Source organism: Ignavibacterium sp., from assembly GCA_032027145.1.
GTDB lineage: Bacteria > Bacteroidota > Ignavibacteria > Ignavibacteriales > Ignavibacteriaceae > IGN3.
Genome location: JAVSMP010000001.1, coordinates 1,528,552 through 1,552,947 on the forward strand (window position 1 = coordinate 1,528,552; position 24,396 = coordinate 1,552,947).

Here is a 24,396-nt window from a genome sequence, read left to right on the forward strand (position 1 = left end):
ATTAATATTCATTTCACAAACTTATATCCTGCTTTATGAATTGTTAACAAGTGTTTTGGATTTGAATGATCATCTTCTATTTTTTTCCGAAGGTTCATTATAAAGTTATCAACTGTTCTTGTTGAAGGATAGTTTTCATATCCCCATACTTCATCAAGCAGTTTGTTTCTGTCAATTACTTCACCCTCTCTTTGAACAAAATACTTAATTACTTTGTATTCCAGTACAGAAAAATCAATCGGCTTATCGCCTTTTTTTGCTTCCTGTTTTTTGAAATTAAAATAAACATCATTAAAAAAGTATTCTTCTATCTCTGGTTTTAATTCATGAGGACGTCTTAATAATGCTTTTACTCTTGCAACAACTTCTCTAAGACTGAAAGGTTTTGTTACATAATCATCAGCACCAATTTCAAGACCTATAATTTTATCAATTTCCTCTTTCTTTCCTGTTAACATTAAAACCGGAGTGCTGATTCCGTTTTTTCTCAAATCTTTACAGATATCAATTCCATTTTTATCCGGCAGGATTAAATCAAGAATGATAAGATCAAAACTTTCATGCATTGCTTTATCGAATCCCATCTGACCTGACATTGATGTAGTTACCTGAAAGTGTTCTTCTGAAAAAGTTTCTTCGAGTCCTTTTAAGATAGCCGGATCATCTTCGATAATTAATAATTTTTTCATCTCGCCTCCTTAATGATTAAATATTCCTATTACCAGACAGACTATTGCTCTATTTTAAAATACAATGAAAAGCTGCTTCCTTTATTTAATTCACTTTTAATTTCGATTCTGCCGCAATGCTCATCCATAATATGTTTAACAATTGCAAGACCAAGACCGGTGCCTTCTATTTTTCGGTTAATATCATCTTTTAATCTTACAAAAGGTTCAAAAACATTTTTTAAATTTTCAGAAGAAATTCCACATCCATTATCAATTACCTCTACAATCGCACAGTTATTAACTTTTGCAACTGAAAGGATTATTTTACTTTCTTCGCAAGAGTATTTAGAGGCGTTAGTAAGTAAATTCAAAATAGCTCTTTCAACAGCCGCTTCGTCAGCAAAAATATTTATAGTGTCATCGTTAATTATAAGCTCTAACTTTTGTCTCTTAATCATAAACTGATACTGAACTGAATTAACAGCTTGATGAATAACCGGGATCAGATTGATTCGGGATTTATGATAAGTCTGCATTCCTTTTTCGATTTTAGCATAATCCAGAATATTATCAATAAGTCCGTTAAGTTTTTTGCTCTCACCGTTTATCACCTTCAAATAAAACTCAGATTTATCTTTTGCAGGCAATTGATGGTTTTTCAACTTTTCAGTAAAAATTTTTATTGAGGTGAGAGGATTTTTAAGTTCGTGAGTAATAGTTTGCATAAAAAACGATTTTAATTCATTCAACTCTTCGAGACGTTCAGCTTCAAGTTTCTGGCGAATAAGATCTTCTTGCAATAAAATCCTGTCAATCGCAAGTGCGGCAGCAACAGTAACAGTACTTAGTAAGTCAATATCATCTTTATAATATCTTGTTCCAGCTTTTTTTTCACCCATAACTAAAAATGCATGAATAATTCCTGTAGGTGATTTAATTGGAAATACGAGTGTCATTCCCCATCTTTTAAAAACTCTGACATCAGCTGATTCGATGTTTATGCCTGCTTCTACTTTATCACTTACCGCAACAGGAAGGACAAGATTGTTTTTCAGTTTTTCTGTGTCAAACCTGATACTTCTGCCGCGAAGCAATTCAAATCCTTTGTCAGAAATAATTCTGATTTTTGAATCAGATTTATCGAGAATAAAAAATCCAATTTTATCTGATGGAATTAAATTGGTGGTATTTTTAATAATCAATTCTGCCAGTGAATTTATATCGTAGATATTTTTCATTTCTTCAAAAAATCTTTGCTGTTCTTTCCGGTAATCATATTCAATTCTGAAAAATCTTTTATCCACAAACTTTTGAATAAGATTTTTAGCTGGTTGAAGCAGAGCAACTGTTGCAATTGCTGTAAGAACAGTTGGTACAGCAGGATTTAAATTTTCAACGAAAAAAGTAATTACAGATGTAAGTAACACATAAGTGATAATTATTGCAAAGAGCACAACAGTATAAACAAAACTTCTTCTGATAATCAGATTAACATCCATAAGATGATACTTAACTATTGCGATACTAAAGGTAATCGGAATAGCAGTAAGAAATATCAAAATAACTGATTCAGGTAAAAGACTGTGTTCAAGAAAGAAAAGCGGGATAACCCAAAAAATTATAAAACTGAATGGTCCGATAAAATATCCAAGCAGCAGCCATTGGAGACGTTTTCTTTCATCTATCTCTTTTGATGACCTGTAAGCATAAATACAAATTGAAATTGCGATCATAATGCAGGTAATTAAAAACAATCTGAAAAAAGAATCGAAGAAAACAACATAGTATCTGATGTATTCGAAATCTCCGCCAAGAGTAGCTTTAAGAAAAAGGTAGCTAAGTATTATTGAATTGGCGAGAGCACTAAAATAAAAATACCAAAGAATATATCTCATTCGCTTTACTTTTTTCTTGGCGAATGATGAAGTAAAATGAATAAACAGGACCGGAGTAAGGCTGTAAATAAACAGCCAGATTATTCTGCTAAGGTAACCATAAAACTCAAGATTATATGTTCCGGCTGTTATTACAATAACCACTCCCAGACTAATACTTGCACGATGAAATAATCTGGCAGAATAATTTTCCGGGGATCTGATTCTTACAAACATCGCAATACTTATATAAATCAAACCCACAACTGCAATAATTATGAGAGTAAAGAGGTTGTAATAATTTGTTAGCTGAACTGAAGCAGATTTTATCTGATTATCAGTTTCGATTTTAATATTAACCGTTTCACCAATTCTTTTGCCGTCAAGATAAAGTTCTAATTCTTCCCAGTCATTAAACTGAAGATTATCAACAGACAAGAGAATACTGCCATCTTTTATACCGGTTAAATTATCATCTACATTAGTAATAATAAGATGACTGTCACTGTAATTTAATTCAAACGGCAGATTTGGTTTCAGGACATTAAGGTAGAACCCACCAACACAAACAAGTATAATTATTATCTCGATAAGTAAAAGTGCAGACTTTTTGTTAAGTGCACTCTTCATTTTACCTCCTTAATATAAAGGATTAACTCTGGTTACCTTATTGAGTAAAAAGATGCTGCTAAGAAATTAAGTTTTAAATCTTTTAAGTGCAATAAGGCTTTTCAAAATATTTAACTTTACTGGAGGCTTGAAGTAATTAATCAGCACCGGCTGACGATTTTTATAGTTTATTAATAAATATCTGTTATTTATATAATTTCTTATACCTTACTTAATCCTGATGGTATATAACTGATAACACTTGATTCAGGTTTTAATATGTTTCTTCGCATTGATTTAGCTTTTTTCCTTGCTTCCATATTCATTTTTAGAATCAGTGCAGCAATTCTTATATACGATACTAATACTCTTCTGATAATATTCTTCAGGCTTGTAGTTTTTGTAAACAGATTTACAAACCCTGCTTCAAGCTCTGCTTTTGATAAACCGGCAGATTTAAAATATGCAATGCTGCAGGGTGCACTGAATTTAGTTTGTCTGAATTCGTAATCATCGAAATAGTTTTCTAAAATATTTCCATCTGATTTCAGACCTTCTGCCATTGCGGTGCCGGGGATAGGAAAATAAATATGCACATACGGAACTTCAATTTTATTTTCCTGAAAAAAAGAATACACATTGTCGAAAGTGAATTCATCATCTTCATCCAAACCAAGCATAAAGAATGCACCAATGTGAATTCCGGCATTATGTATTCCCTTAACTTGTCTGTGGTAATAATCAACATTCATAGGTTTATTCAACGGAAGTTCTTTAATCAATTTACCATCCTTAAGGCGGTAAGTTGGCTGAATGATATAAACTTTCTTTTTCATATTATAGATTCTGAAAACTTACCCGTCATAAATGAATGAAAATAAAGAATTAAATGTCATGAACTTGTCAAAGTGTTGTAAAAACTCATTATTAAAATGCTCTAATCAGATGAAGTTTGTGATGGTTATTTGAGCTACACAGGATGAACAGGAAGGCTCATATATTCATTAATTCACATTGATTTTTCCTTAAATGAACAAATTATATTCTGCTTACCCGAATTATAATATTGGTTAACTGAAAAAAATCTGATGAAGTACTTATCAGATATTTTCAGTCAAATGTATTTTATTACTCGATAAATCAGTGATACGGCACTTTTTTACAGCATCATGACAATTCCTTGACAACTGCTTATAATCAGAATGTTAGATTTCTTACAGCAAAAATAAATCCGGCTTAATGAGATAATTCATATTGAACAAAAAAACACAATGAGGTTAACACATGTCAAGAACATACTTTTTCGTTATATCGTTATCTTTTTTATTCGTATCAATTGCATTTGCACAGACTGATACAATCACTATTCTCCACATAAACGATACCCATTCTTGTTTAGCACCATTAGGACCAAGAACTGCTGGATTAGCAGGGACACAAGGTGGAATAAGTCGCGCAGCTTCTATAATCGGTATGACAAAAATGACCGAGCAGAATGTTCTTACTCTGCACAGCGGTGATGCTTTTGTCGGTGACTTTTTCTTTAACAAATTCTTTGGTGTTGCTGAGTTTCAGTTAATGGCATCTTTAGGTTTTGATGCAATGGCTATAGGAAATACGAGTTTGATTTAACTCCCGCAATACTTGATACAGCTTTAAGAAATTCATTTCCTCCAGGTTCCGGGTTCGCATTTTTATCTTCAAATCTTATTCTTGATGATCCGCAGGTGCAGCCATTAAAGGATTACATCTTTCCTTATACTATCATACAATATGGCAGCACTAAGGTTGGAATATTCAGTCTTATTACACCGGAGACAAATTATTTTTCACTTCCTTCACCAGCAATAGTTGATACAAATATTGCAGCTACAGCAATGGCAATGCTGGATACACTTACCAGTAAAGGCTGCAATTTAATTATTTGTCTATCTCATCTTGGAATCCTGTACGATCAGGATTTAGCAGCAAACATTCCTGGTATAAATATTATACTAAGCGGGCACGACCATTTAAGAACAGATGCACCGGTAGAGGTTACTGATCCGCTTGGAGGAACGACTTACATTGTCCAGGCTGATGCATTTTACAAATGTATTGGTAAAATGAAAATTGCAGTTTCGGGTAATAATATGGAATTAATAAATTATACTTTGATAGACCTTGATGAATCTGTTCCTGAAGAGCCAACTGTCAAAGCAGTTGTAGATGGACTAATGACTGAAATCGAAAACACCTGGGGACCTGTTTATTCTCAGCAGATTGGAACTGCTACAGCCTTCTTTGAAGAAGTTGCCACAAATCTCGGTGAAGATGGAGCACACGATACACCTATTGGAAATATTGTAACTGATGCTTACAGATGGAAGACTGAAACAGAAATCGGAATTACTGTCGGCGGATTGACTGCACAGCCAATTTATGAGGGTCCGCTTGTTGCCGCTGATGCTTTTAGAGTTGTAGGTTATGGTTTTAATGAAGTCAACGGACTTGGATACAGGATTGTTAAAATAAAACTTACCGGTGCTGATCTTATTGCGGGATTAGAGTTCGGACTTTCAAATGCTGAATACAATGATGAACTACTCCCACAAGTTTCAGGTATGAGCTATTCATATAATTTGGAAAATCCGGTTGGTCAAAGAATTGTATGGGTAAAAGTTGGAGATATCCCGCTGGATCCGCAGACGGTGTATTCTATAACTACCAATGAATTCCTTTATTATGCATTAGGCAACCCTTTTATAATCGGAACAAGCATCAATATTATAGATCCATACCTATACACTGACTCATCAGAATTTCAGGTATTATCAGAATACATTATCAATAAGCAAACAATTTCACCGGAATATAAAGGAAATGTAGTAACAGATTTAGGATCAATTGATAACGGAACAACTCCAAAAGAGTTTAGACTTGAACAGAACTATCCCAATCCGTTTAATCCGACTACGAAGATAAGTTGGCAATCATCGATAGGCAGTTGGCAAATATTAAAAGTATATGATGTGCTTGGTCGTGAAGTTTCGGTACTTGTTAATGAATATAAACCTGCGGGAAAATATGAAGTCGAATGGGATGCAAGCAGTGTATCAAGTGGTGTGTACTTCTACCAGTTGAAAACTAACAGTTATGTTGAAACCAGGAAAATGATTTTAACGAAATAGTGCCAAATGATATCTGAGGTAGAATAAAACAAAACTACAAGTCAGATTGTGATAAACTAATATATTGGGTGACCACTTCTGACACAACATATTAAATTATTTGAAGAGTCATATTATTACTGTGCCATATTCTTGGTGTTGTACTGATAAGAAAACCGGACTAATGAGCAAACTTAAATAATAAAGTAAAAGATATTGTTGAGATATTAAAATTACTCGTTGTTGAAAATATAAACCCAGCATTGTTATTAGTTTGATTCAGCTGATAAAATAAGTGAAAAATCTTATGGTAAATCAGGAGAATATTTAATGAAAATTTATAAAACTGTTTACTTTGTGTTTATAATGACATCAGAAATTTTACTGCCGCATTCACAACATGTTCATCAATATATCGTTACTGAGGCTTATCAGCTACTGGTAAACCAATTAGGCGGAATCATATTTGATATGAATGAACACATAGGTGGAATTGGCTCAGAATTTTATGGAGATTATGCATGGCAGAAACCTTTTATTAGTACAGGTGCCTGGCGAGAGGATATTGAAGACCCAATATTCAATTATGATTTTGTTTTTGTTCAGGGTGTAAATATTGCATTAGTAAGTATCACACACTTTTGGGATGCTGATGATGGTGATCTAACAGAAAATCTTTTTCCCATTGTACTGCCGTTTCCTCCATATCCATCATTTAACATCGGACCATACGAAAATGCTTATGATAAATTGTTAAGATATTCAAACGGTGATTGGGTTTTATGGTTCCCTGATTCTCTTTGGTGTGTAAATAAGATAAATGGACATCAACTGGTTATCATACCTGATATAGTTACACCTCCAGCAAGATTCGGAATACCTCTAAAATATTTTTCAATTACCGAATTCTATAAGTACCATGAAATGAATTTACTTACAGATCAGAGCGGAGAATATTTCGTGTTTGATCTTAATACACTTCAATTCATTAACCCTGAAGAAGCACCCGAAATCGTAGTGACAAATAACATTCGAGATAGAATAGCATGGGAAGTGCTTGGAAGAATGTGTCATCTTTTAGCCGACCAAAGTGTTCCTGCACATACTCACAGAGATGAGCATGGTTTATTATCCGATAGTTATGAAAACTGGATGGGTGGTTCAAGTCAACCTTACCTTCAATGGAATTCTTCCAACGCAGGAAATTATATCAACCCGTATACAACTGATAATGATCCATTACACTTTTTGATTTACACGATGCAGCAGCAATCAGATCATTTTGGAAGCAATGGACCTGATGAAATTGGAAATGGAAATAATAATTTATTCGGAAACTCAAGATCGCAGGAATTAGATTTTCTTAATTCGTTAAACATTTCGGGTTATGGCGATCCAACTACATGGAACGGACCGTGGAGCAATACAAATCTGGAAAACATTCGGGATAAAACTTTTCCTTATGCTATTCGTGCAACTGCGGGTTTGCTTTTCTGGTTTGCGATAGAAACAGGGCTAATAACTTCAGTACCGGATGAGCAATCTGAGGTTCTGAATGAATTCATTCTAAAACAAAACTACCCCAACCCTTTTAACCCAAGTACAAAAATTAGTTGGCAGTCACCAGTAGGCAGTCATCAAACTTTAAAAGTTTACGATGTACTTGGTAATGAAGTTGCTACACTTGTTAATGAATATAAACCAGCAGGTAGTTATGAAGTTGAGTGGGATGCTAGTGCATTCCCAAGTGGTGTGTACTTCTATCAGTTGAAAGCTGAAAGTTTTGTTGATACAAGGAAAATGATTTTAATAAAATAGCTATACATATGAAATTAATAATGAGAAGAGGTTAAAATGAAAATGATATTAACAACAGTATCTATCTTGATTCTGATTCTACTGGAAACAAAAGTAATTTATTCACAGGAACAATATCAGGTGTTCAGGAACTCTATTAATACGATAAATCAAAGATTGTTAGGAAATGAAGACAGTACTCTTAGTAAAGTTATTTCATTCATAAATCCCGAAGGAAAATTAGTACCTAATAATTCGTTTATGGACAATTGGTTTTTGAATGATCTTACCTTTCAAAAATGGAATGGTGTAAACTGGATAAACGATTCAAATGTTGTTTTCACTTACAATGAATACTCTTTAATCAGTGAGGAACTGGATAAAGACTGGGTAGGCTCTCAATGGGTTGAAATTCTTAAACATCTTTACGATTATAATTCATCTCTGAATTTAAACCAGGTGAAATTACAATACCTATCAGGCAGTGTATGGACTGATTCATTAAAAAGTGTCTATAACTATAATTCCTTTGGTCAGGTTTCGACCATCACTACTTACGATTGGGATAATAATTCCTGGATAAATTACCAACTGATGACAGCTACATATAACAATAATCAGCTTGCTCAAGAGGTTTATAAGTTATGGGACGGAATAGGCTGGGAAAATTCGGAACGAAATGTTTACACTTATACAGATAATAGTCTTTCAATATCAGTTTCTTTCTGGATATTCGGAACCTGGATTAATGTATTAAAGCTGGTTGCGAATTACAATCAATCCGGGTATTTGAGTGAAATTTTATTACAGTATTGGAACCCTTTTGGTGGTTGGGAAAATATAACTCATCTGCTATTCGCTTATGATCAGAATAATAATATAGTGGAAGGATTGTGGCAGGACTGGGACTCAGGATCAAGTTCATGGATAAACTACTCCCGTACTACAACTACGTACCGTTCTGTTAATATTCCTTTAAATGATTTAACAGAATTATGGTCTAACAACAACTGGTATATCAATTCCCTTTGGACATATGAATATGACGGAAATTCAAATTTGACTCACAGGATTTATCAGATTTGGAACGGCACATGGGTTAACGATAGTAGACAAATTCTTTTATACACAACAACAGATGTTGATAACGAAGAGATTAATCCTTTAGTTTTCTCTTTGTATCAAAACTACCCCAACCCTTTTAACCCAAGCACTAAAATTAGGTGGCAGTCACCGGTAGGCAGTCATCAAACTTTAAAAGTTTACGATGTGCTTGGTAATGAAATCACAACTCTTGTTGATGAATATAAACCTGCAGGTAGTTATGAAGTTGAGTGGGATGCACGTGATCATCCAACTGGTGTTTATTTCTATCAGTTGAAGACTGAAAACTTTTTGGAAACTAAAAAAATGATTTTAATCAAGTAACTAATAAACAAGAAAATTGATGGAGGATTAAATGGAGTATAAAATGTATTTGTATTTGTTTTGCAGCTGTCTTCTTTGGACGCTATCAACAAAATATTTTGATGCCATCGCACAACAAGGTTGGATTAGCCAAACTCCTAAGCCTCAAGGAAGTCATCTTTTATCTGTCTGCTACAGAAATGAAAATGATATCTGGACAGTGGGAAATAACGGAGTGGTTTTGAACTCAACCGATAGTGGATATAATTGGAATTTAAGTACCATTAATCCTAAATGTAATTTTTTTAGGATCCAATTTGTAAATGAGAATTTCGGGATTATTTGTGGGAGAGAAAGAGAATATGAACCTAGTGCTTTGATTAAGGAATATGGTATCATTCTGACAACAGCAGACGCTGGTATATCTTGGACTAAAAAATTTAAGGTAAGTGATTTACTGCAAGATGCATTCTTCTTCGATCAAATGAACGGTTGGGCAGCTGCTGACTCTGGTAAAGTGTTTAAAACTACAGATGGAGGAAACAGTTGGATTAAATACTATTGTGGAGCAAATGTTTGGCTACAAGAAATTTATTTTTCTGATTTATTGAACGGATGGTGTGTAGGCTATGGAAGCGGAGGAGGTGTTTACAAATCTACAGATGGTGGAGCAACATGGATAAACGTAACACCATTATATCAAGCCTATTTCCATTCTTTGAACTTTATTAACAAAAGCACTGGTTGGGTTTGTGGAACCGAAATATTTAAAACAACCGATGCAGGTGTAACCTGGCAGCAGTTAACCACATCAGGAGGAATGGAATCATTTTCTGATATTTACTTCATTGATGAAAATGTGGGGTGGCTACTGTGGTCTAGCTCTTTTCCTAATCCAATTACCTCTATTTCTAAATCTACAGATGGTGGACTTAATTGGTCAGCGCAGAAAGATAGTGTAAATACGAGTAATTTGGAATTTACGAATGCAAATCTCGGTTGTGCTGTTGGATCCTGGGGAACCATTGAGACAACTTTAGACGGTGGTGAAAATTGGGCACTGAAGACTGAATGGTTATCCTTCTCATTGAACAAAGTTGACTTTCCTTCCTTAGAGATTGGGTTTGTAACTGCTCGCAAAGGTTCAGGTACTTCAGCTACTTTCTATGTGCTTAAAACCACTGACAGTGGAAGTAACTGGATAATCTCAGATAGTACCACAGATTCCTGGTTTCTGGATTTGGATTTTGTAAATGAATCTACCGGATGGATTGTTGGAGTTAATTACTTGACTTACGAAGGTACCATCCGCAGAACTACCGATAATGGTAATACTTGGGTGAATCAATATTCATTTCCCGGACATGGAATTTCTTCTATACAATTTATAAACAATTATTATGGTTGGGCAAGTGTTGGCGGTAATAATGGTGAGTTACTTTTTACAACAAATGCCGGAGAAAATTGGAACATAGTATCAACAGGATATTCATTTAATCCGGCAAAAATATGTTTTATTAACCTGGATGTTGGATGGGTCATTGGCTATTCAAGCAATGCAGCAAGAATAATAAAAACGACTGACGGTGCTCAAAGCTGGATAGATGTTTCACCTCAGAACCTTCCCGATCTTTTATACGATATTGATTTTATTAATGAACAGACTGGCTATGTAGTTGGTGAACATGGCATTGTCATAAAAACTACAGATGGTGGGAATATATGGAACCAAATTTCGCCCGACCCTTGGCCATTGGGTCCGGCATTTACCTCAATACAATTTGTAAATGAAAACTATGGATGGATTCTGACTGATGAAATTTACAATTCTTTAGGTTCATCGTTATTCTGTACAACAGATGGTGGATCTAGTTGGGATTTACAGGCCTTTTTACCCGGAACTAGAAGTTCAATTTTCATTTACGATCTAAATACTGGTTGGTATGTCGCTGGTAATAATATTGCTGGAGAACCAACGATTGGATTTGTTTACAAAACTACTAATGGCGGAAGTACATTCATAGAAAGCAATAATTTTACCAATCAATTCCCTAATAATTTTTTATTATTTCAAAACTTCCCAAACCCATTTAATCCAAGAACTGTAATCAGTTATCAGTTACCAGTAAGCAGTAATATTAAATTAAAAGTTTTTGATGTGCTTGGTAATGAAATTGCAACACTCGTTGATGAGTATAAATCAGCAGGTAGTTATGAAGTTGAGTGGGATGCTAGTGTATTCCCAAGTGGTGTGTACTTCTATCAACTTCAATCAGGAAATTTTAATGAGGCTAAAAAAATGATTTTAATGAAATAACTATTAACTCAGGAGGCATAATGAAACATTTAATTAAACTCTCTGTTCTAATTTTAATCTTCCACTATGATATATTTCCACAAGAAGAGTGGTTCTGGCAAAATCCATTACCTCAGGGTAATCACATCCGGGATATCATTGCCCTTGATGAAAATAATATAGTCGCTGGAGGATTATCAGGTGTTCTTACTAAATCTACGGACAGCGGATTAACTTGGAATATTTCTTATATAAGTGAAAATATTTTTTTTGCAAATTTAAAGTATTTCGACTCGGTTAATTATTTGTTTGCCCTCGCTTTTGATTTATCTCTTAGCGGAACAAAATTGTATAAATCAGAAGATATAGGACTCAGTTGGGATTCAACATTTACTTTCAACAATTTGTATATAACTGATTTAGATAAAAATTCTGAAGACGTCTTTTACGCAATCGGAAGTTCTGGTAAAATATTTAGATCTACTGACAGCGGATATAACTGGCAAAATATTTCTTCACCTACAAATAAAAATCTAAGTGGTATACAATTTTTTGATGATCAAAATGGTTGTATCATAGGAAATGACGGTTTAATTCTGAGAACTTCTGATAATGGAGAGAATTGGTCAATCGTGCAGTCTGGTACAAACAACGATATAGCTGCTATAGATTTTTTCGATTCAATGAATGGAATAGCTGTAGGACAAAATTGGAATCAATCAGAAAACACTATTCTTAAAACGACTGATGGTGGTCTGGTTTGGACAAAAATTGCGGTATCCGATACTCTACAAGAACTACTTGACGTTGAATTCATCGATTTACAAAACATTATGATCGTTGGTGGTAATGATGATTATTTTGGTGGAAGGGAGCCAATCGCTCTACGATCCAGCGATGGTGGAGAAACCTGGACAGATTTATCATTCCAATTTCTGAGAGGACTTAATAGCATATCATTTATTAATTCGAACAATGCAGTTTGTGGTGGTTTTGCAGGTGGAATTTATAAAACTAATGACTCAGGCAATAATTGGATTAGATTAAGCAGCGGATTTTTTCCATCATTTACGGATATCAGCACTTTTGACTCTTCAAGTTTTTATACAGTCGGTACAGATTTTTATGAAAACGAAACAATATTACTACATACAGATAATGGAGGGGAGACCTGGATAAAGAAAAATTCTCCGTTAATTTATTCCACGGCAAGCATTGATTTTTTAAATGAAAATTATGGAATGATCATTGGTGATTATCTTATATTCTATACAGAAGACGGATGTAGTACTTGGCACCAAGGTACCATTCCTCCTAATATTTATTTGAATGACGTGGAAATTATTTCAAGCAACAAAGCATTCTTATCAGGATATCAAGGAACATTATTAAAGTCCACAGATGGTGGATCTAACTGGTTTTCAGTCAATAGCAATACAAGCGGGAATTTAGAAAAAATAATATTTAAGGATCAGTCAAATGGAATTATTATTGCCAATGCAGGGTCATCAATTATTACCACAGATGGTGGAGATAATTGGAATCCAATTAATTTTAGTTTTGGATGGTTATGGAATGGAACATTCTTTGGAAATAGTAACATCGCTTTATCGGGATCAGGTGGAAAAATTTATATATCAAAAGATGCGGGACAAACCTGGAATGAAAAAATAGTTGCAGGCTCTGGTACATATATATCAGGAATTGCTTTTAAGGATCCATTAAATGGTACCGCTGTTGGAGAAACAGGCTTAATATTATATACAACTGACGGAGGAGATACCTGGAATCAACAGTTCAGCCCTACTTTAATAGACTTTTATGATATTAGATTTTCAGAGAATAATAATGCTGTAGTCATAGGAGAAGAAGGTGTAATCTTAGGTACAAAAAAAGGAATTCAAATTGTTCATGTAGAAGATAACATAACAAATTCATTGCCAAATGATTTTTTTCTAAAACAAAACTATCCCAACCCGTTTAACCCAAGCACTAAAATTAGTTGGCAGTCACCGGTAGGCAGTCATCAAACTTTAAAAGTTTACGATGTACTTGGTAATGAAGTTGCAACACTTGTTAATGAATATAAACCAGCAGGTAGTTATGAAGTTGAGTGGGATGCTAGTGTATTCCCAAGTGGTGTGTACTTCTATCAGTTGAAAGTTGAAAATTATATTGAGACGAAGAAGATGATTCTGTTGAGATAAAATCATATTGAAATAAAATTTATAAAAGAAAGATTCATAAATGAAATCTTTGTACAAAATCATCGCCATCAGTCTAATATCGGGTTCACACTATTTTTCTCAAACTCTCGATTCACTTCCTGTTATTTACGTTCCTGGAATAATGGCTTCTCCGCTCTACGATGATATTAATAATAATAACCAGTTGGCTCCAGATGAGAAAGCCTGGTTCGGTCCTCAATTTATCACTCATTGTCTTTGGTTGAAGACAAATGGAATTGATCCGGACGGGAACTACAATATCAAAGTTGCACCTTTGCGAAATGATACTGCAAACACGCTCAGAGATGAATTGCTTGATGTACCCATGGATTTATTCAAAGGATTTTTTGATAATATGGAAGCTAATGGATATCTCCTTGATGACTATGATGATAATCATAATGAAGGAGAAAATTTATTTTGCTTTACTTACGACTGGAGAAAAAATAATTCAACGAATGCAGAACTTTTATCCTTTTTTATTGATAGTGTAAGAAACTGGACAGGTATCAATCAGGTTAATTTAGTTGGACACAGTATGGGTGGAATTGTTTCCAAAACTTGTATAAATAATTTCGATAAGTTCAGAATAAAAAATATAGTATTCATTGCAACTCCAAATCTCGGTGCACCTGAAGTATTAACAGTAATGTTAAAAGGAAAACTTTTTGAGTGGCTTAATTTTGTTAATGAAATTGAATGGCCAGTAACAAGATCATTAGCAAGAAATCTTCCGTCGTGTTATCAGTTAATTCCCAGTTCCAGCTATTTTGATTTATCATTTAATAATGGTGTTTCTACTGATATAGATATATATACACAATGTTTTCAAATACCTGGTGGTAATTATTTAAACTACTCGGAACTTATTAACTACCTCCGTGATTATGAAACTTGTCTTTTGGGAATTGAGACATTAAATGACGGGCTACTCGATGCATCAGAAATATTCAAAGAAAATATAGATACTGTTGATTTCGGTCAGATAAATGTTTTCAATATAGTTGGACACAACCAACTAACCATTGGAAAGAATACGATAATTACTGGTGGTTTCCCCACATATTGCAATTCGGTTGAATATTCCCGAAATCTGAATGGAGATTTTACGGTTCCATTGCGCAGTGCAGAGTTAATTAATGGTAAAATTTTTGAACACACTTATTATGTTTCCAACATAAAACATCACGAACTGCCGGGTTCTCAGGAAACGCTTGAAATTCTGTTAGGTGTTTTTAGTAATCCACAGATAACAAATTTTCCTGAATTCGCTTCTCCACCACCAAGTTATAAAAATTTGATAGTAAATGTTATTGATGAAACCAGTACTCCAAATTCATTTTATCTATCTCAAAATTTTCCAAATCCATTTAATCCTTCAACAACGATTATATATTCATTGCCTCAAACAACAAATGTTTCTTTAAAAATATTTGATGTTCTTGGAAAAGAAATCGTTACGCTGGTTAACGAAGAAAAACCTGCTGGCAGCTATGAGATTGTTTTTTCACTGGGTAAAATCGTAAGTGGTCCATATTTCTATCAACTTAAAACAGATTCATTCACTGAAACAAAACATATGCTTTTAATAAAGTAAAAATAACTTTTACAAATTCATGACAATTCTCAGAAAAAGGATGATTGTTAAAAAACTATAATCGCATAGCGATAAGATAGATATGTGAAGGTAAGCAGATATCTTATCAATTTTAATTTAATGATCAATCAAGGTAATAAAATGAAAAAAATATCAACAATCCTTTTTGTATTGATTTCTTTACTATTTACTTACTGTGATGAAAGTGAACCAGTTGTTGGCTCAAAAGACGATACTTCTATTCCAAATCTGTCATTTGCAGTGGACACTACTTATCTGGATTCACCTAATAGCAGGCTGGTTGCAAAAGGAACTGTAAAGAATAAAAGCAGCTCACAAGTAACCTCTCCGTGGTATGTTGAGTGCCAGTTTTATACCAACTCATCAAAGACAACAAAACTTGGAGGAAACTATACGCAGATTGGAGTTCCACTTGCTAAAAATGAATCCACATTCTGGACCATCACTTACTCTTCCTCAAATGTGAATGTAAATGATTATCCGAATTTTGCTGTTGGAAATCTTAGAGGAATTTATAAATGAATTTAGTTAGTTTGTTTTTAAGGGAGACTTAAAAATGAAATTTTTTATTTATCTATCAATTATTTTTTCGATTTTAAATTTAACTCAGCAGAATAATTTATCAGCTCAAACTCAGCAATCTGCTGACAGGGTTAATCAACTCTATCTCGAGTTAGGTGGAAATGGTCTCATTTATTCCGTCAACTATGAAAGATTTTTATCAGATAATTTCACTATAAGAGGAGGATTCGGTATTACACCCGGGATAATTTTCGCCGAGGGTACTTTCATTCATATTCCATTTACAATAAGCTATCTCATCGGTGGTGTGTCTTCAAAATTCGAAGCTGGTTTAGGTGCTACTTACTTTTCAGGAACTGATGTTGAGATTTTTGGTCTGCCTGCTGGCGATCAATCATTAATTTTTATGACCGGTGTTATTGGATATAGATACACGAGCCCAGCCGGTTTTGCATTCAGAATCTTTTTTACTCCACTGTATAGTAAAGAGTCTGATCCTGATTTTATTCCAACAGGCGGACTGAGTTTTGGTTTCCTGTTTTAATTAACAATTAATCAAATGGAGGTAAATATGCTTTTAAGATTTTTTATATCGCTCCTAATTATATCAATTCTCAATTTAGGCGGCTGTTATTATTCGGCTGTGATGAACAAGGAAGAATTAGATAAAGGTAATTATCAATTAGATTTTAATGAAGAACTTTTCTGCACAACTAATGATTCTACAAGATATCATTTTGCGCCCGGGAACTTTTCAATCTCTAATGATTCACTTTTTGGAAAAGGAGCAATCGAGAGTCTTAGTCCCATTATTCCGTTTAAGGGTTCAATTCCAATAAAAGACATTACCAGCTTTGAACAAAAAAAATTTAATAATGGAGCAACCATCGGTCTAGTTGCTGGAGTTATTGTTGTAGGAGTGAGTGTGTTCACCTTAAGAATATTATCTGAATTCGAAGTCAATTAACACAATAGAAAGGAGCAATCGTCAAATGAAAAACATTATTAAGAATTTTATCTTTTTACTTTTTTTTACTGTTTTTTTAATTGGATGCTCAACAGTTGAAAGACTTTATCTTCAGGATGTTGAAGTTACAGGTCCAATAAATCAATCACCTATTCATATTTCAGATAGTACTGATACACCCTCTGTTTCTTTTTCGATGCGATTTGCATATAATCCTCAAAAAGAAGTAAAAGCAAAAACTGAAGGAACACCTATGGTAAATTCTCAGGGATTTTATCAGGTAGATACTATTTATCACAACGATGGAACTATTTCATATGAAAAAACTCCAGGTGTAAACAATTATCCCTATAAAGGACAAAACCTGACTTGGTCTTTCGCTAATGTTACTGCAGGATTAGATATCGATTTCAAAGTCAGTCGCAACTTCGCACTTTTTGCAGGAGTCAGTTATGCCAGCGGTAACGATAAATCACTATGGGGAGGTTCGGGTGGAATAGGATTATTTGGAGTAAAAAACGGAATGGCTTACCGGCTCGATGTTGGATTGCATATTCAAAGCATTTCTTACGATGCAAGTACTATAGCTGAAGTTAAAACAACTGCTTTGTGGGGTCCCTCCTATGATTATGTGATGTTTTATCATGATATTGATCAGGAAACCTATTTTGATCCGTTTATAAATTTTACATTCAATACAGCAAAACATAATTGGCTGCTGAATATTTTTATAAACGGTGGTTATAGTGTTCAATCATTATTAGACTTTCAACCACAAACAGTTGATTACGATTGGTTCTTTCTTCCTCCTTTTGTATTTAATGAAACAATTACTAATGACTATCGGGGAGAAACATCCGCAGGGTTCGTCCACTTTACCCCAGGGATTTATTTCAATTTCAATGAGTATAGTAGATTACTAATTGGTGTACGAGTGTTTTTGGAAACTAGATTAAATAAGTCAACTGAAAATTTATTTATTCTGCCAATGATGCAGGTTGATTTTACGTTATAATAATTCGAAACCCTGAATATGAAACAGATGATTAAAATATTAGAAAGAAATTATTTTTTTTCGACAATTGATTAATTATTGATTACTAATCTTATATCCTAATTCAAGAGATTATGCAATGAGAATGCGCGAGTGGGCATTCCTCAAAGCTTAAACTATTTCAGTTCCGCAAATTGAACCAATCCAAAATATGCTTCTAAAGTCAGCTGAAAATATTTAATCAAGCTAGCTATGGAGGATTTAACAGATTACCCGATTTCAAAGCCACTTATTCAGATTTGTAATGTTCCTGTTGATAAAGGACTGGTTCAATGAGATATTCTGAATATCACTCACGATTCTGATTCATTTACAGAAGAAAGAAAAATGCTTTTATTGCTGACAATGGGGAAAATGTTTATCCGGAACAAGTAGAAGATTTAATAAGCCGCAATCAGTTTGTGCTCGAATTGATGGTTTATGGTGAGAAAGATGAAAAGCACGATGAGAGAAAAACAGCTTTTGTTGTTCCTGACACAACAGCGTCATTGAACACTTAACAAAAAATAGAATAGAGATAACACCAGAGTTGATTACCAGATTATTACAGATGCAGTTAAAGAAACAAATAGCCAACTGTCAGCCTTCAGGCAAATTAAAAAGTTTTATATTTAAAAGAATGAACTGGAAAAAACGACTACGCAAAAAGTTAAAAGATACGTGGTTAGTATTGCAGTAACACAGAACCAATAAATGGAAATTTTTTATAAGACTGAAAAACACGAAGATCAGATAGATACCTGTGTTTTTCTTGCATCAGATGAATCGAGATACATTACTGGTCAAGTTTTTTCCTTAAATGGTTTAGAGACGAGAAATAATCTGCTTTATATATCACCCCTGACGGGGTTTAATCTTTTATTTCTCTGTATCCAACTATAAATATTCAATCGCTATGGGATTAGTAACAAAAAAAACAAGGAATGAGTATATGAATGCTCTGTTAGGGGCAAAATATTTCTAAAAAAATTTGACCACCAATAAGCAAAGATCCATAGGGACTAAATAGTCTTTCATTAAGCAAACACTCTTACATACATTTTACTTATAGCAGACAATTACAGTTTCTTCATTAATTAAGTTTCTATTGAATTCAATTCAATATTAACAATATTATGGAGGCACAATGTTTTACTCAAAATCAATCGCAGTGGTTCTTTTCGCATTACTTTCATTCTTTATCTTTGTTGATGAAAACTCTGCTCAATCATCAGCCACAAAGATGAAAGATTTAAGCGAGAACACAATTGCAAGTCTCATACAGGGTTTAAACTCTGATAACGATGGATTACAATCAAGCTGTGCTTATCAGCTTGGCGAGTTAGGAATAGAAGATGCTGTTATTCCATTACAGAGAGTTTTGAATAATGACGAGTCTGAATCGGTAAGAATAAGTGCAGCTTTGGCACTGTTCAAAATCGGAACACCAAAAGCAATCTTCTCAGTTAAACAAGCCGGAAGGTTCGATGAAAGTGATCGGGTAAGGAGACTTTCATCTATTTTCTATTTGGCTTATCTGGATCAATTAGAAGAAAATGAAAATCAAATTGAGGAAAAAGGATGGCTTGCAAGGAAAAATTAAATTGCCTGGAAAACTAACTGAGCCTGCATTCGTTAAGTGCAGGCTTTTTTATTTCTGGACTACAAATTTTTATTATACTCCAACAGCTCATTATCAATTTTTCACTGCCGCTCAATTATAATATTTGCAGAAAAACCAATCAATAAAGAATAACTAAAAAGTTCAACCAAAAGTAAAAAAGTAGTAATAGTCGTTGTGGTTAGTTTGGGAGGGATTTGATAAGAAAAGCAATCTTCCATCTGTATGAAGGCTGGAAACTTAATATCTGCAATAAAAACTCCACAATAATAATTCAAATCCCTCAGAGAGCAAATGGACTTTTTTAAGCATTAATAATTCTACCATCTTCTAAATAAATTATTCTATCAGCATATTCTTTCAAACGCAGATCGTGGCTTACAACTATCACACATTTATTTTTTATTTTCGCATAGGCATTAAGCAGTTCAATAATTATTGAACCATTTTCTGTATCCAAACTTGCGGTTGGTTCATCAGCCAAAATCAATTCGGCATTGTTTGCGATTGCTCTTGCAACCGCTGCTCTTTGTTTTTCTCCCTGGCTCATTGCAGTTGGAAGTTTATCAGCGAGATACTCGATATTCAATTCTCTAAAAATATTTTCTGCAATTCTTCTGGCTTCTCTTTTACTTTTGGAAGCAAACTTTAGAACAAGTTCAACATTTTGCAAAGCCGTAAGTGAATCAATCAAAAGAAAAGTCTGAAAAATAAATCCTAATCTTTCAGCTCTGAGCTTTTGTAATTCTGAAACTGAATAAGATTCGATTGGCTTATGAAACAAATTAATTATACCATTTGATGGTTTAAGAAGTCCGGCGATTAGTGTAAGCAGCGTTGTTTTTCCACTTCCGCTTGGACCGAGAAACAAAACAAGCTCACCATGTTTTGCTTCAAAGGTAATATCTGTTACTCCAACTGAAGAATGCTCATTTATCCTATATGACTTACTCACATTTTGAAGTGATACAATATTTTCATTTTCATCTTTCATAAAACACTTCCAGCGGATAAATTTTTCTCAATCTGCTTAATGCAATGATAGAACTCAGGACACCCATCAACAAACCAACTATCAGCACTATAAGAATTTGTGATAGAGTTGTAATCGTACTTACTTCCGGAGAAAGTTTTTCAATAATTGATACAAGCGGAAAGTAAAGTATTAAACTTAGTCCTCCTGAAATCAAACTGATAAATACAGCCTGCTGAATAATTAATTTAGGCAGAAATCCTGAAGGCGAACCAAGAATTTTCATTACTGCAAAATCTTTTTTCCTTTCAAGGATGTTGATTGAAAGTATAAGGCTCAAAACTGTAGTTAACACTATTGCGCCGAGTGAAGCAACAGCATAAAGTATTGGAAGAAATCCCGATTCCATTTCCTTGATATTATTTTCAAGAAAATCATTGTGGTTATAAACCACAGAGCCAGCAATTAATTCCTGAATTTCTGCTGCTGTTTCGTTCACATCACTTCCATTTTTCAATTTAACCAGATAACAAGTAACGATTCCCGGAAAGCCCAACAGCGATTGCGCTTCTGCAAGCGTTGTAAAGGCATATTGAATAACAAACGCATTTGTGCCGCTGCTAATTCCACAGACTTTCAATGTGTCTTCGAGAATAATAAGTTCATCTCCGACATTAAATCCATTATTTAATGCAAAAGAATTATCAAGTACAATCTCATTATCAGCATTAACATTTTTTCCTTTGATTAGTTTCGGTGGTCCGCCAAGTCCAGTTTCAATATCATAACCAGCTAAAAAAATAGTTGAACGTTTTCCGCTGTTTTTAACAGTAGTTAGCAAAAGCAAAGCCGGCGACACCTCTATTACGTTTTCATTCTTTTTGATTCTTCCGGTTTGATAAGCTGAAAGAATCGAAGTGCCTCTCAAAATATTTGTCGAATTTCTCTGAAGTACCCACAAATCAACTTTATTCTCGCGAATGTATTCAACAGATCCATCAGCAACTCCTTTATAAATTCCGAAAAGAAAAAGCATAAGTATCATACAAAGTGCAATTCCAATAACTGTAAGAATAAATCTCGTTGGATGATTGAGTAATATTTTTATTGTATAAAACATGATTATGCGAACATTTTAACTTCTCTTACAAGTTTCGTTGAAAATTTTTCAAATATTTCCTTCAGATTTTTTCCTGTGATAGTTAACCCATGATTTTTTAGTCCTACTGCCGTTGAAACAGGATTATCCGTTCTGCTGATCAGATCCAAAACTTCCTGGGCAAGTTCAATTGTTCCGCAAGGATAATTTTGTCTTGTACAAAAAACTCCGTTTATCCATGCATGCACATGTATTATTGCACCAATTTCCGGAAATGTTTTATAAATCATAGAATGTTCAACTGCATCAACAGAAACTCTTGCTTTCGGATTAAAATTCGACGGCATACTTAATATTGCTTCACGATTATTGTAATCGAAATCTTTAACAAGTAAAATATCTTTCCCTATTATTTGAAGATTAGATTTATCCACTCCTCTTCCTGTCATCCAAAACGTATCATTACTCAATTCAGGAATTCTTTCTCTTGCGCTCAGATTTCCGTAGCTGGCTCCTGTTATTCCATAAATTTTGTAAAGCTGTTTCATTTGCGATTCAGTTAAAAATTCTTTTAACGGAAAAGGTAAGGGTAAAACTCCGAGCTTATCCAATACCTTTCCATAGTGACTTATCTGTTTAGTGATTTCACTTCCGTTCCAGAATCTTTCAGGGAGATCCTGAACAAATTTATTATCTGTAGCAAAGTTTGAACTGATGATCGGTTTTATTTTCTCATAAATTTCATCCGGATTAAAATAGATTCGATAAAAACCTGCTTCGGGTGTGGTGAAAAAAGTTTCCAGGTTCGGAGCAATATATATTAAAAGATTAGACAACGATTTTACCAGTGCATTATATGAAAGAACTTTTATCTTATCTTCTTCTTCTGCAGAAACATTTCCTGATATAAAAGTTATTACAAATAGTGAACGTGATTTTCTTCTTACCGATTTCGGGTCTTCGATTGTTGTAAAATTCAAAGCATAATTTGATTGTTCAGTTGTACCTATAATTTGATCGCCCTTCCTGACACAGCCATCCATCAGAGATTCAAGAAGATTTTCTCTGAAAGTATTTGAATCATTTCTGACTACTGCAAATTTCATGGTAATTCTCCTTCTGATTAGGAATCTTTTTATTATTATCTCTCTCTATCATATCTGAAAAAGTTTCTCTTCTCCTTACTATTTTGCAATTTTCTCCGTTGATTGAAACAATTGCTGGTTTGTTAAAATTGAATGAAGACTCAAGAGTGTTGAAATAAGCACCTGTATCCATAAGAGCAAGGATATCTCCTTCATTTACTTTTGGAAGCAATTTGTTTTTGTAAACAAGATCAGAAGCAAAACAACAGGGACCAGTAACTGTTACTTTTTCTTGCGGGTTTCTTTTAAATTCATTACATAGAAACATCTCATGATATTCGTAATAAGTCGGCATTGTTATGGTTCCCAAACCGCCATCTGTGATGAGCCATTTTTTTCCGTCACGAATCTTTACCCGATAAACTTTTAAAAGCAGAAATTGTGCTGGACTTACAATACATCTTCCCGGTTCAAAAAATATCTTTGGTGATTTTGATCCGAAGAAACCCATAACCGATTTGTTAATTTCAGTCATGTAATCTTCGAACGAATAAAATTTCTGATTTCCAAATTTCAGTTGATATCTACTAACAGCCTGATATGCCAGCATTTCAAACGAAGACAATTCTCTTGTAGTCATTGAAGCGAAACCACCACCGACATCAATTATTTCAATTTCTAATCCAAGTGATTTTATTTTTCTGAAAAGCGGATATAATTTCTTAACTACTTTGTTGAACGATTTAGGATTCCTGATCCCAGTTCCGATGTGAAAATGAATTCCTCTGAACTTGAAATTAGGATAGTTCTCAATGATTTTAAGTGCTTGAATAATTTCTCTTTCATTTAATCCGAATGAGCAGGATTTAGATCCGGTAGCACTGCTTTTGCTTAATCCCTTTGGAATGAAATCCGGATTGACTCTTAAAAGAAGATTTACTTTAGAAGAACTTGAATCGGGTATTTTTGTAAGGCTAAGCAGTTCACTTATTGAATCAATAACGATCAGACTAACTTTACTTTTAATACAGTTGAAAAGAAACCGATCGGTTTTACAAGGACCATTGACAATTATTTCAGATGGATCAAATCCACTTTTTAGTGCGAGTTCGAGTTCAAACTCGGTCATAACTTCAGCAGAAAGTCCGGCGAGTTTAACAGCCTCAACAACTGCTGGAACGGAATTACATTTGAATGGATAGTAAACAGAGGAATTTCCGTTAAAAATTCTTAAAGAATTATTCTTAAATTTTTCTACATTGTCAGTGAGCATTTTTTCATTAAGAATGTACAACGGGGTGCCATACCGGCTTGCTAAATCAATCAGCTTAAATTTGTTAAATTTTAATTCGCCAGAAGAATCATAACTCAAGTTCCAATCTTCCGGATTTAATATTTTTTTTCCCGTTGACATTAAGGTTTAATTGTCCTTTCTCTATTGTAAATA

General features: G+C 33.9%; 19 protein-coding genes. 12 read left to right on the top strand and 7 right to left on the bottom strand.

The annotated features are described in order from the left end of the window. Positions 1 to 8: 8 nt before the first annotated feature. The 3 genes from ROY99_06295 to ROY99_06305 form a co-directional block, all read right to left on the bottom strand. Complete coding sequence (locus tag ROY99_06295) at positions 9 to 689, bottom strand: response regulator transcription factor (GenBank protein MDT3695986.1); 681 nt, start codon at positions 687 to 689, stop codon at positions 9 to 11. Between the two features lie 41 nt (positions 690 to 730). After that, complete coding sequence (locus ROY99_06300; protein ID MDT3695987.1) at positions 731 to 3,175, bottom strand: ATP-binding protein; 2,445 nt, start codon at positions 3,173 to 3,175, stop codon at positions 731 to 733. Positions 3,176 to 3,375: 200 nt separating this feature from the next. Then, entirely contained in the window at positions 3,376 to 3,990 is a 615-nt protein-coding gene (locus ROY99_06305) for a hypothetical protein (GenBank protein MDT3695988.1), read from the bottom strand. Positions 3,991 to 4,438: 448 nt separating this feature from the next. On the opposite strand from ROY99_06305, the gene ROY99_06310 reads away from it, so the two are divergent. The 12 genes from ROY99_06310 to ROY99_06365 all read left to right on the top strand — a co-directional run bounded on the left by ROY99_06310 (position 4,439) and on the right by ROY99_06365 (position 19,774). Further along, entirely contained in the window at positions 4,439 to 4,786 is a 348-nt protein-coding gene (locus ROY99_06310) for a hypothetical protein (protein ID MDT3695989.1), read from the top strand. A gap of 95 nt (positions 4,787 to 4,881) precedes the next feature. Then, positions 4,882 to 6,324 (top strand): 5'-nucleotidase C-terminal domain-containing protein, encoded by a 1,443-nt coding sequence (locus ROY99_06315; protein MDT3695990.1) that lies wholly within the window; start codon positions 4,882 to 4,884, stop codon positions 6,322 to 6,324. Positions 6,325 to 6,633: 309 nt separating this feature from the next. Beyond that, a complete protein-coding gene (locus tag ROY99_06320; protein MDT3695991.1) occupies positions 6,634 to 8,121 on the top strand; it encodes a T9SS type A sorting domain-containing protein in 1,488 nt (495 codons plus the stop codon). Between the two features lie 36 nt (positions 8,122 to 8,157). After that, positions 8,158 to 9,528, top strand: coding sequence for a T9SS type A sorting domain-containing protein (locus tag ROY99_06325; protein ID MDT3695992.1), 1,371 nt, complete (start codon positions 8,158 to 8,160; stop codon positions 9,526 to 9,528). A gap of 31 nt (positions 9,529 to 9,559) precedes the next feature. Then, entirely contained in the window at positions 9,560 to 11,824 is a 2,265-nt protein-coding gene (locus ROY99_06330) for a YCF48-related protein (protein ID MDT3695993.1), read from the top strand. Positions 11,825 to 11,844: 20 nt separating this feature from the next. After that, the gene (locus ROY99_06335; GenBank protein ID MDT3695994.1) at positions 11,845 to 14,010 is read left to right on the top strand and encodes a YCF48-related protein; all 2,166 of its coding nucleotides are present in this window, start codon (positions 11,845 to 11,847) and stop codon (positions 14,008 to 14,010) included. Between the two features lie 40 nt (positions 14,011 to 14,050). Next, complete coding sequence (locus ROY99_06340; GenBank protein ID MDT3695995.1) at positions 14,051 to 15,628, top strand: T9SS type A sorting domain-containing protein; 1,578 nt, start codon at positions 14,051 to 14,053, stop codon at positions 15,626 to 15,628. Between the two features lie 141 nt (positions 15,629 to 15,769). Continuing rightward, the gene (locus ROY99_06345; protein MDT3695996.1) at positions 15,770 to 16,171 is read left to right on the top strand and encodes a hypothetical protein; all 402 of its coding nucleotides are present in this window, start codon (positions 15,770 to 15,772) and stop codon (positions 16,169 to 16,171) included. 34 nt (positions 16,172 to 16,205) lie between these two features. Next, complete coding sequence (locus tag ROY99_06350) at positions 16,206 to 16,715, top strand: hypothetical protein (protein MDT3695997.1); 510 nt, start codon at positions 16,206 to 16,208, stop codon at positions 16,713 to 16,715. Between the two features lie 27 nt (positions 16,716 to 16,742). Then, a complete protein-coding gene (locus ROY99_06355; GenBank protein ID MDT3695998.1) occupies positions 16,743 to 17,138 on the top strand; it encodes a hypothetical protein in 396 nt (131 codons plus the stop codon). Between the two features lie 25 nt (positions 17,139 to 17,163). After that, positions 17,164 to 18,153, top strand: a complete 990-nt coding sequence (locus tag ROY99_06360; protein ID MDT3695999.1) for a hypothetical protein — start codon at positions 17,164 to 17,166, stop codon at positions 18,151 to 18,153. Between the two features lie 1,165 nt (positions 18,154 to 19,318). Beyond that, entirely contained in the window at positions 19,319 to 19,774 is a 456-nt protein-coding gene (locus tag ROY99_06365; protein MDT3696000.1) for a HEAT repeat domain-containing protein, read from the top strand. Between the two features lie 322 nt (positions 19,775 to 20,096). On the opposite strand, the gene ROY99_06370 is transcribed toward ROY99_06365, so the two are convergent. From ROY99_06370 to ROY99_06385, 4 genes are read right to left on the bottom strand one after another with little or no spacing between them, the layout of a single operon-like run. Beyond that, the gene (locus tag ROY99_06370; GenBank protein MDT3696001.1) at positions 20,097 to 20,786 is read right to left on the bottom strand and encodes an ABC transporter ATP-binding protein; all 690 of its coding nucleotides are present in this window, start codon (positions 20,784 to 20,786) and stop codon (positions 20,097 to 20,099) included. Next, on the bottom strand, positions 20,776 to 21,885 hold the full coding sequence (locus ROY99_06375; protein MDT3696002.1) for an FtsX-like permease family protein: 1,110 nt from the start codon (positions 21,883 to 21,885) through the stop codon (positions 20,776 to 20,778). The genes ROY99_06370 and ROY99_06375 overlap by 11 nt, the downstream gene beginning before the upstream one ends. 2 nt (positions 21,886 to 21,887) lie before the next feature. Further along, positions 21,888 to 22,970, bottom strand: coding sequence for a class II aldolase/adducin family protein (locus ROY99_06380; protein MDT3696003.1), 1,083 nt, complete (start codon positions 22,968 to 22,970; stop codon positions 21,888 to 21,890). Next, positions 22,945 to 24,363 (bottom strand): hypothetical protein, encoded by a 1,419-nt coding sequence (locus ROY99_06385; GenBank protein MDT3696004.1) that lies wholly within the window; start codon positions 24,361 to 24,363, stop codon positions 22,945 to 22,947. The genes ROY99_06380 and ROY99_06385 overlap by 26 nt, the downstream gene beginning before the upstream one ends. Positions 24,364 to 24,396 lie beyond the last annotated feature (33 nt).

Coding starts and splice junctions, on each gene's coding strand:
- ROY99_06325 (MDT3695992.1), top strand. CDS start 8,158: ATGAAAATGATATTAACAACAGTATCTATCTTGATTCTGATTCTACTG.
- ROY99_06320 (MDT3695991.1), top strand. CDS start 6,634: ATGAAAATTTATAAAACTGTTTACTTTGTGTTTATAATGACATCAGAA.
- ROY99_06305 (MDT3695988.1), bottom strand. CDS start 3,990: ATGAAAAAGAAAGTTTATATCATTCAGCCAACTTACCGCCTTAAGGAT.
- ROY99_06385 (MDT3696004.1), bottom strand. CDS start 24,363: ATGTCAACGGGAAAAAAAATATTAAATCCGGAAGATTGGAACTTGAGT.
- ROY99_06330 (MDT3695993.1), top strand. CDS start 9,560: ATGGAGTATAAAATGTATTTGTATTTGTTTTGCAGCTGTCTTCTTTGG.
- ROY99_06380 (MDT3696003.1), bottom strand. CDS start 22,970: ATGAAATTTGCAGTAGTCAGAAATGATTCAAATACTTTCAGAGAAAAT.
- ROY99_06370 (MDT3696001.1), bottom strand. CDS start 20,786: ATGAAAGATGAAAATGAAAATATTGTATCACTTCAAAATGTGAGTAAG.
- ROY99_06365 (MDT3696000.1), top strand. CDS start 19,319: ATGTTTTACTCAAAATCAATCGCAGTGGTTCTTTTCGCATTACTTTCA.
- ROY99_06360 (MDT3695999.1), top strand. CDS start 17,164: ATGAAAAACATTATTAAGAATTTTATCTTTTTACTTTTTTTTACTGTT.
- ROY99_06295 (MDT3695986.1), bottom strand. CDS start 689: ATGAAAAAATTATTAATTATCGAAGATGATCCGGCTATCTTAAAAGGA.
- ROY99_06355 (MDT3695998.1), top strand. CDS start 16,743: ATGCTTTTAAGATTTTTTATATCGCTCCTAATTATATCAATTCTCAAT.
- ROY99_06350 (MDT3695997.1), top strand. CDS start 16,206: ATGAAATTTTTTATTTATCTATCAATTATTTTTTCGATTTTAAATTTA.
- ROY99_06340 (MDT3695995.1), top strand. CDS start 14,051: ATGAAATCTTTGTACAAAATCATCGCCATCAGTCTAATATCGGGTTCA.
- ROY99_06310 (MDT3695989.1), top strand. CDS start 4,439: ATGTCAAGAACATACTTTTTCGTTATATCGTTATCTTTTTTATTCGTA.
- ROY99_06300 (MDT3695987.1), bottom strand. CDS start 3,175: ATGAAGAGTGCACTTAACAAAAAGTCTGCACTTTTACTTATCGAGATA.
- ROY99_06335 (MDT3695994.1), top strand. CDS start 11,845: ATGAAACATTTAATTAAACTCTCTGTTCTAATTTTAATCTTCCACTAT.
- ROY99_06345 (MDT3695996.1), top strand. CDS start 15,770: ATGAAAAAAATATCAACAATCCTTTTTGTATTGATTTCTTTACTATTT.
- ROY99_06375 (MDT3696002.1), bottom strand. CDS start 21,885: ATGTTTTATACAATAAAAATATTACTCAATCATCCAACGAGATTTATT.